This is a genomic window from Nonomuraea sp. bgisy101 (genome assembly GCF_057708945.1).
This window is the reverse complement of sequence record NZ_JBYITD010000054.1, coordinates 44,465-51,331: the sequence shown is the minus strand read 5'-3', so window position 1 is coordinate 51,331 and position 6,867 is coordinate 44,465. Positions and strand designations below refer to the sequence as shown.

The window sequence follows — 6,867 nt, the reverse complement described above, 5'->3', positions numbered from 1 at the left end:
GGCGATCTGCTCGCGGAGGGAGGCTTCGACGGTGTGCAGCGCGTTGTTGGTCATGAAGCCATCGTCGAAGGTTGCCCCTGGGGCAAGGTCAAGCCAGGAGCAGAGAGAATCGGTGAGCTTCTTTGTCGTCGAGGCGAACGCTGACATGGAGACCGATCGGGCCGGCAAGGTCTGGATCCCGCGGCCTCCCGTGGCCTGACGGCCACCCTGGAACCGCGACCGGGCACGGGCACTGGCAGCGGAGTGCGACTTCGCGCGGGCCGTTGAACGGCGCCAGCGACAGCACCGTCTTCGAGGGCCGCAGCCCCTCGTTCTCCGCGAACAGCTTCCGCGCCGCGTCGAAGGGGACGTCGTCACATGCCACCAGGGAGGCGTGGTCGTACAGGTCGCGGATCGCGTCTGTCACCTCGCCGTCGGCGCCCCTTCCCGTCCCCCAGGTGTCCCACAGCAGCGGCTCCACCTTGCGGTCGCGCACTTCTCAACCGCAAAGCATCTACTTGAACGATAGTTGAGTACATGCTAGCTTGGCGAGTACATGATCAAGGGAGGAATGATGAACGCCCCTTCACCGGCTCAGGCACTGCAGGAGATCCAGCGCGTCGAGGGCCGCGTGCGCGCCGCCGAACGCCGTTTCGGCGCGATCTGCCTCGCGAGCGGCATCGGCGCACCGCTGTACTGGGCCGGGATGCTGTTCGCCCCCACGTTCCGCACTCCGGTCACGCTCGCCTGGATGCTGCTCACCCTGGTGCTGTGCGGCCTCATGCTGCGCATCGGCGTCACGGGCCGGCGCCTCACCCAGATCGCGTACTGGGTGGCGGGCGGCGACCTCGTCCTGTTCCTTCTCCCCGCGGCGCTGTTCTTCCTCTACGGGCCCGCGCCTCTCCCCTCATCGTGGACGGTGGCCGGCGTCGCGCTCTGCGTGGCCAGCGGGCTGCCGATGCTCTACGCCGCCCGACGGCTGACGAGGGCGTGATGAGCGCACATCCACGGCACGAACTCGACGAGATCATCCACGCCCCCGTCCGCCTGTCGATCATGGCGGCGCTCGCCGCCGCCGACCGGGCCGACTTCCGTTTCCTCAAGGAGACGATCGAGGTCAGCGACTCGCTGCTGTCCAAGCACATGCTCATCCTCGAGGAGGCCGGCTACGTGAAGGTGTCCAAGGGCTTCGTGGGAAAACGGCCCCGCACGTCGCTGTCCCTCACCGACGAGGGCAGGGCCGCGTTCGCCACCTACACAGCCGTCCTACGGAGGATCACAGGTGCCTGACCTCGCTGCCGGAGGACCTCAACCGCTTCCACCAGGCAGTGCTCACCGGCCGGCTGATCGGCCAGGCCCGGTCGGCCGAGATGCGCACGACACCGAGGACGGGGACAGGCAGGCCTCCTCCGACATCACCATGACCTGGCACCCGCCGTGAAGCGCCGACCTTCACCCGAGAGGCCGCGGTCGCGGCTCATGACTCCTCCGTGTCCGGCGCCGGAGCGGTCGTGGCACCGGCCGACAGCAGTCTCTCCGCCAGCACGCGACAGCGGTTCGCGAGCTCTGGAGGGTCGAGCACCTCGAAGTCGTGCCCCAGCAGGAGCACGTGCATGAGCACGAAGTCGAGGCTGACCGCGCCACTGAGCACCTCGCACCGCTCGCTCCCTCGCCGTCGTACGACGGCGGCCGACGCCGGAATCTGCGCGCGCACCGTGTCGGCCGGCGCGTGCACGAGGAAGCGCGCCTGGTGCGGGTAGACGCGGCTCGCCACGGCCTCCTGCACGTACGGCGCCGCGTCGGGCGCCGCGCGCGGGCGGAAGCGCCAGGTCCGTGCGCACACGTCGGACATCCGGTCGACGCGGAAGCTGCGCCAGTCGTCGCGATCGAGGTCGTAGGCGAGCAGGTACCAGCGCCGGTCGGAGGCGACCAGGCGGTAGGGCTCGACCCGTCGCGGTCGTACCTCGCCACCGGACGGGTAGTCGAAGCCCGCCTCGACCTCGTCGCGGCAGGCTCTGGCCAGCGCCATGAGCACCTCCGGGTCGACCGGTATGCGGCCTCCGCCGAAGGACTCCACCGAGCCGGAGAGCGCGCGCACCTCGTGCCGCAGCCTGGTGGGCAGCACCCGGTCGAGCTTGGTCAGCGCCCGCAGCGCGGCGTCGCCGGCGCCGGCGACCGCGCCACCCGCGCCGGCGAGCAGCGAGACGGCGGTGGCGATCGCCTCCTCGTCGTCGAGAAGCAGCGGCGGCAGGTCCTGCCCAGGGCCGAGCTGGTAGCCGCCGCCGACACCCTGGCTGGCATGTACCGGATAGCCGAGCGCGCGCAGCCGCTCCACATCACGCCGTACCGTGCGCGGCGTGACCCCGAGCCGGTCGGCGAGTTCGGGGCCGGTCCAGACCTGGCGCTGCTGCAGCAACCCGAGGAGGGTGAGCACCCGCTCCGTCGTCCCCCGCTCCTCACCGCTCGCCCCGTCCATGCCGCCCACCCTGCCATAGATAGCGGACCGATCCTGTCCGCTAGCGGTGTCAGAGTGGCTCCATGGATGCAGACGAACTCGACTGGAACCGGACGCTGCGCGAACAGTGGGAGTCCCACTGGGACCGTCAGCTCCGAGCCCGGCTCGACGGCCTCACCGATGACGAGTACTTCTGGTCACCGGTGCCGGACGCCTGGAGCGTGCGGCCGCGCGGCAGCTCGACAGCGCCCGTGCAGGCCGGTGCCGGGGACTTCACGGTGGACTACGCCTTCACCGAGCCGGTCCCCCCGGCCTTCACCACGATCGCCTGGCGACTCGGTCACGTCATCGTCGGCGTGCTCGCCGCGCGCAACGCGGCGCACTTCGGCGCGCCTGCGGCGTCGTACGAGACCTGGGAGTACGCCGGCAGCGCGGCCACCGCGCTCGACCAGCTCGATGCCCAGCTCGACGTCTGGCTGGCCGGGGTGCGCGACCTCGGCGAGGCCGGGCTCCGGGTCCCGGTCGGCGCGAAGGAGCCGTATCCCGAGGCGTCCATGGCCGATCTGGTCCTGCACATCCACCGCGAGCTGATCCATCATCTGTCCGAGGTCTGCCTGCTGCGCGACCTCTACCTGCACACCGACCCCGCCACGAAACGAGCGCCCCGATGAGCCGCCACATCCAGATCACCTTCGACGCCCACGACCCGCGGGCGCTGTCGTCCTTCTGGCGCGACGTACTGGGCTACGTCCACCCCGGCCCGCCCGGAGTAGACCTGCCCGAGGGCGCCGACCCGCTTGCCGCGTGGGACGACTTCCTCGCGCGGGTCGGCGTACCGGAGGAGCAGCGCAACACGAGATCGGCCATCGAGGACCCTGACGGGCACGGCCCGCGGCTGTTCTTCCAGCAGGTGCCGGAGGACAAGGTCGCCAAGAACCGCGTCCACCTCGACGTCCGTGCGGCTCCCGGACTGCAGGGAGAGGAGCGGATGGCGGCGCTGGAGGCCGAGTGCGACCGGCTCGTCGCGCTGGGAGCGAAGCGGATAGCTCGCCACGAGCCCGCTCCCCCGATGAGCGCCGGCTTCATCGTGATGGCCGACCCCGAGGGCAACGAGTTCTGCCTGGACTGACGCGGCTCGGCCGTGGTCGCCGAAGCCTCGGGTCTTTCGAGCGACGGGCATGGATTCGGGGGCGGCGCCTTCCTGCGCCGCCCCCGAACCCTGCGGCGTTATCGGGACGCGGTCGGGCAGAACTCGGCCGACAGCACGTCGGTGAAGACGCTCAGGCCGCTCCAGTCGCCGTTGAGCTGGCTGGTGAGCAGGTGCTCGCCGTCGCGGGAGCCCATGGCGTAGGTCCACGATCCGTAGGTCGCGCCGGCGTTGCCCCAGACGGTGACGCCGCAGGGCAGCTTCTGGGAGAAGACGCCCAGGCCGTAGCGGGTGTCAGGGATCCAGGGGACGGGGCCGGTGGTCGGGACGGTGGTGAACATCTCGCGCTGCTGGTCGGCAGGCAGCAGGCGGCCGCCCAGTAGCGCGCCGAAGAAGCGCTGCAGGTCGCCGGTGGTCGAGATGATGCCGCCCGCCGCCCAGGCGAAGGACTGGTCCATCTCGGTCGCGTCGTAGATCTTGGGCGTGGCATCGGCGGAGAACAGGGTGGAGTAGTGCGCCGGGTGAGGGCCGTCGATCTTGGGGTCGGTTCCGGGCAGCGAGGTGCCGGTCAGGCCGAGGGGGCGCAGGACGGTCCTGGTGAGTTCCTGGGCGAAAGTCCTGCCCGTCGCCTTTTCGACGATCAAGGCGGCCAGGAAGTAGTTGGTGTTGGAGTAGAGGAACGCCTCGCCCGGCTTGAAGGGCGGCGGGGTGGCCAGGCCGATCCTCACCAGCTGCTCGGGGGTGTAGGTGTCGTAGCGGTGCTCGAACCAGGCGGCGCCCACGCCCTTGGCGAAGAATTCCGGGTCGTTGCCGTAGTTGAAGATGCCGCTGGTGTGGTTGAGCAGCTGCCGGACGGTGATCTCGCGGCCGTCGTAACCGTTGCCCTGCACCAGACCGGGCAGCCACTCCTCCACCGTGTCGTCGAGGCTCAGCTTGTCCTCGGCCGCCAGCCGCAGGATCACGGTGGCGGTGAACGCCTTGGTGGCGCTCCCGATCCGGAACCTCTCGTACGGCCGGCGCTTCTGTCCGGTTTCGGTGTCGGACACACCCGCCGAGCCGAACCATCTGCCGCGGCGGTCGCGGACCTCGGCGACCATGCCGGGAGCACCGCCGGCGACGGCGCTGTCAAGAGCGCGTTGCACCTCGGCGTGGTCGGGAGCGGAGGGTGTGGCTGCCGCGGGGGCCGCCACGGCGCCCCCGGTGATCATCACGGTGGCGAGGAGCAGTCCCGCCTTGGCGGAGTAGGACGCGGTCATGTCAGTCTTCCTTCAGGGGTCGGTTCTTCAAGGTCAAGAGAGCTGGTCAGTGCGTCATCTGGTGGTGCCGGGGGGCCTGCACGGCGCTCGCGCGCCTGGCGCTGACGATCACCCCTGCGGTGGTCGCCGCCGTGAGCAGCAGCACCGCGGCCAGGGCGAGGAGGGTGCGGGCGTCCGGGTGGATCAGGGACTGGCCGCGCACGGCCTGCCAGGTCACGACCGCGACCAGCCCGGTGTAGCCGAGGGCGGCGCTGCCGACCAGGCGGGCGCGGACCTTCTCGGCGCGCAGCCAGGCGTGCTTGGCGGCCAGCGCGGCCAGTACCGCGGCGAGTACGAGGAGCACCTGGATGCCGTGCAGAGCGAAGAAGTGCGGTACCCGGAAGTCGCCGCCGGTCACGCTCCAGCCGGTGAGCGGCATGCCGTGGCCGTCCGGGTCGCCGATGCCGTGGCCCTGGTACATCGGCACCTGATGGCCGTTGGCGTCGGTCACCGTGCGGGGGGTGATCTCGGCGACCAGCCAGTAGACCGGCACGAGCATGCCGAAGACGGCCAGCCCCAGCCCGGCGCGGATCGCTCGGTTCAACGCGGCCCCGCCGGTGCGCTGGATCAGCAGGACGATCGCCAGGATCAGTTGCGTGACGAGGATGATCATCACGCCGAAGGTGAGGATGGGGACCAGGGCCACGGTGACCGGATCGGTCTGGTCGGCGTTGAAGTGGCTGAAGGTGCCGCGCGCCGCCTGTGCGGTGATGGCGCCGACCTCGACGGTCGCGGCCAGCGCGAAGACGCTGCCGACCCACCAGCCCAGCCGCCTGCCCTTGCGCAGCTTGGTCAGCAGCCAGGCCAGCGTGCCGGCGTAGAGGGCGAAGGCGAAGCCGAACTTCAGCGGCTTGACCCACACCGACTCGTCCAGCAGGGTCCGGCCGTCCACGACGAGCCCGACACCGGCCGCGAGCACCAGAGCCAGCATGAGGAGCGCACAGGCCACCAGGGGACGGTGCCAGGTGCGCACGGGGGTGAGGAAGGACGACATAGGGGGCTCCGATCACAGCTCGCCAGTTTGCGAACAGGTCCGTTCGCTTGTTTGCGAATACCTAAAAGCTAATTTGCTTTCACAGATCAGTCAATGTCAGATAGGCGAACTGCTCACCTATTCCCAGGTGAAAACCCACATATTCTTGCAATGACGATGAAGGTGAGCGCAAAAGCAAGTACGGGCGACTTGCAATGGTGTGACGGCGAACGCAATACTGGCCGCACCGCAAGACCGATACGGAAGGCAGAACCGATGCCCGGAGGCAGGCTGACCCACCAGGACCGGCAGAAGATCGCCGAGGGACTGGCCGCAGGACTCACCTACACCGAGATCGCCGGCGGTCTGGGCAGGCCCATCTCCACCATCACCAGGGAGGTGGCCCGCAACGGCGGCCCCGGCGACTACCGGGCCGGGCGGGCACAGCAGGCGACCCAAGGACGGGCCCGCCGCCGCAAAGCGAGCCCGGTCAAGGCCTCGCCCGCACCCGCCGCCACGGACCACGGGCGCGACCCGCAGGCGGTGAACGAGCTGGAGGAACAGTTCACCACGATGCTGGTCGGCACGGGTCTGCCGCGGATGACGGCCAGAGTGCTGACCTGCCTGTACGTCACCGACGGCGGCAGCCTGACCGCCGCCGAGCTCGTCCAGCGCCTCCAGGTCAGCCCCGCCTCCATCTCCAAGGCCGTCGGCGAACTCGAACAGCAGGAGCTCATCAGGCGCGAGCGCGACCCCCGCCGGCGGCGCGACCGGTACGTCATCGACGCCGACGCCTGGTTCCGCGGCTGGATGGCCAGCGCCCGCCAGAACACCATGCTGGCCGACTTCACCCGTCGAGGCGCGCAGATCCTCGGCGCGACCACACCCGCAGGCACCCGGATGCAGGACATCGGCCAGTTCTTCGAGCACGTCGGCACGGCCATGATCCAGGCGGCCGAGGAATGGCGGCGGGAGCATGCCGCACGGCGAACGCCACCCGATCCGACGGGACCGTGAA

At 70.0% G+C, this 6,867-nt stretch carries 8 protein-coding genes; 5 read left to right on the top strand and 3 right to left on the bottom strand.

Annotated features, from left to right (window positions below; genetic code table 11):
- Nucleotides 1-553: 553 nt before the first annotated feature.
- Together AC3EO4_RS51410 and AC3EO4_RS51405 are read left to right on the top strand one after the other, a co-directional pair.
- Nucleotides 554-973, top strand: coding sequence for a hypothetical protein (locus tag AC3EO4_RS51410; protein ID WP_431903424.1), 420 nt, complete (start codon nucleotides 554-556; stop codon nucleotides 971-973).
- Nucleotides 973-1,269: a winged helix-turn-helix domain-containing protein gene (locus AC3EO4_RS51405; protein ID WP_379577618.1), complete on the top strand. Its 297-nt coding sequence runs from the start codon at nucleotides 973-975 to the stop codon at nucleotides 1,267-1,269. Before AC3EO4_RS51410 ends, AC3EO4_RS51405 begins: the two co-directional genes overlap by 1 nt.
- Before the next feature lie 187 nt (nucleotides 1,270-1,456).
- Here AC3EO4_RS51405 and AC3EO4_RS51400 read toward each other — a convergent pair whose 3' ends face one another.
- On the bottom strand, nucleotides 1,457-2,455 hold the full coding sequence (locus AC3EO4_RS51400; protein WP_431903420.1) for a helix-turn-helix transcriptional regulator: 999 nt from the start codon (nucleotides 2,453-2,455) through the stop codon (nucleotides 1,457-1,459).
- A gap of 62 nt (nucleotides 2,456-2,517) precedes the next feature.
- Between AC3EO4_RS51400 and AC3EO4_RS51395 the strand changes: the two genes are divergently transcribed.
- Together AC3EO4_RS51395 and AC3EO4_RS51390 are read left to right on the top strand one after the other, a co-directional pair.
- Complete coding sequence (locus AC3EO4_RS51395; RefSeq protein ID WP_431903418.1) at nucleotides 2,518-3,105, top strand: DinB family protein; 588 nt, start codon at nucleotides 2,518-2,520, stop codon at nucleotides 3,103-3,105.
- On the top strand, nucleotides 3,102-3,563 hold the full coding sequence (locus AC3EO4_RS51390; RefSeq protein ID WP_379577624.1) for a VOC family protein: 462 nt from the start codon (nucleotides 3,102-3,104) through the stop codon (nucleotides 3,561-3,563). The genes AC3EO4_RS51395 and AC3EO4_RS51390 overlap by 4 nt, the downstream gene beginning before the upstream one ends.
- A gap of 98 nt (nucleotides 3,564-3,661) precedes the next feature.
- Here AC3EO4_RS51390 and AC3EO4_RS51385 read toward each other — a convergent pair whose 3' ends face one another.
- Both AC3EO4_RS51385 and AC3EO4_RS51380 read right to left on the bottom strand, forming a co-directional pair.
- Nucleotides 3,662-4,837, bottom strand: coding sequence for a serine hydrolase domain-containing protein (locus tag AC3EO4_RS51385; protein WP_379577626.1), 1,176 nt, complete (start codon nucleotides 4,835-4,837; stop codon nucleotides 3,662-3,664).
- 46 nt (nucleotides 4,838-4,883) lie between these two features.
- The gene (locus AC3EO4_RS51380) at nucleotides 4,884-5,870 is read right to left on the bottom strand and encodes a hypothetical protein (protein WP_379577628.1); all 987 of its coding nucleotides are present in this window, start codon (nucleotides 5,868-5,870) and stop codon (nucleotides 4,884-4,886) included.
- Between the two features lie 255 nt (nucleotides 5,871-6,125).
- Here AC3EO4_RS51380 and AC3EO4_RS51375 point away from each other — a divergent pair, with 255 nt between their 5' ends.
- Entirely contained in the window at nucleotides 6,126-6,866 is a 741-nt protein-coding gene (locus AC3EO4_RS51375; protein ID WP_379577630.1) for a GbsR/MarR family transcriptional regulator, read from the top strand.
- Nucleotide 6,867: the final 1 nt, after the last annotated feature.

Coding starts and splice junctions, on each gene's coding strand:
- AC3EO4_RS51410 (WP_431903424.1), top strand. CDS start 554: ATGAACGCCCCTTCACCGGCTCAGGCACTGCAGGAGATCCAGCGCGTC.
- AC3EO4_RS51405 (WP_379577618.1), top strand. CDS start 973: ATGAGCGCACATCCACGGCACGAACTCGACGAGATCATCCACGCCCCC.
- AC3EO4_RS51400 (WP_431903420.1), bottom strand. CDS start 2,455: ATGGACGGGGCGAGCGGTGAGGAGCGGGGGACGACGGAGCGGGTGCTC.
- AC3EO4_RS51395 (WP_431903418.1), top strand. CDS start 2,518: ATGGATGCAGACGAACTCGACTGGAACCGGACGCTGCGCGAACAGTGG.
- AC3EO4_RS51390 (WP_379577624.1), top strand. CDS start 3,102: ATGAGCCGCCACATCCAGATCACCTTCGACGCCCACGACCCGCGGGCG.
- AC3EO4_RS51385 (WP_379577626.1), bottom strand. CDS start 4,837: ATGACCGCGTCCTACTCCGCCAAGGCGGGACTGCTCCTCGCCACCGTG.
- AC3EO4_RS51380 (WP_379577628.1), bottom strand. CDS start 5,870: ATGTCGTCCTTCCTCACCCCCGTGCGCACCTGGCACCGTCCCCTGGTG.
- AC3EO4_RS51375 (WP_379577630.1), top strand. CDS start 6,126: ATGCCCGGAGGCAGGCTGACCCACCAGGACCGGCAGAAGATCGCCGAG.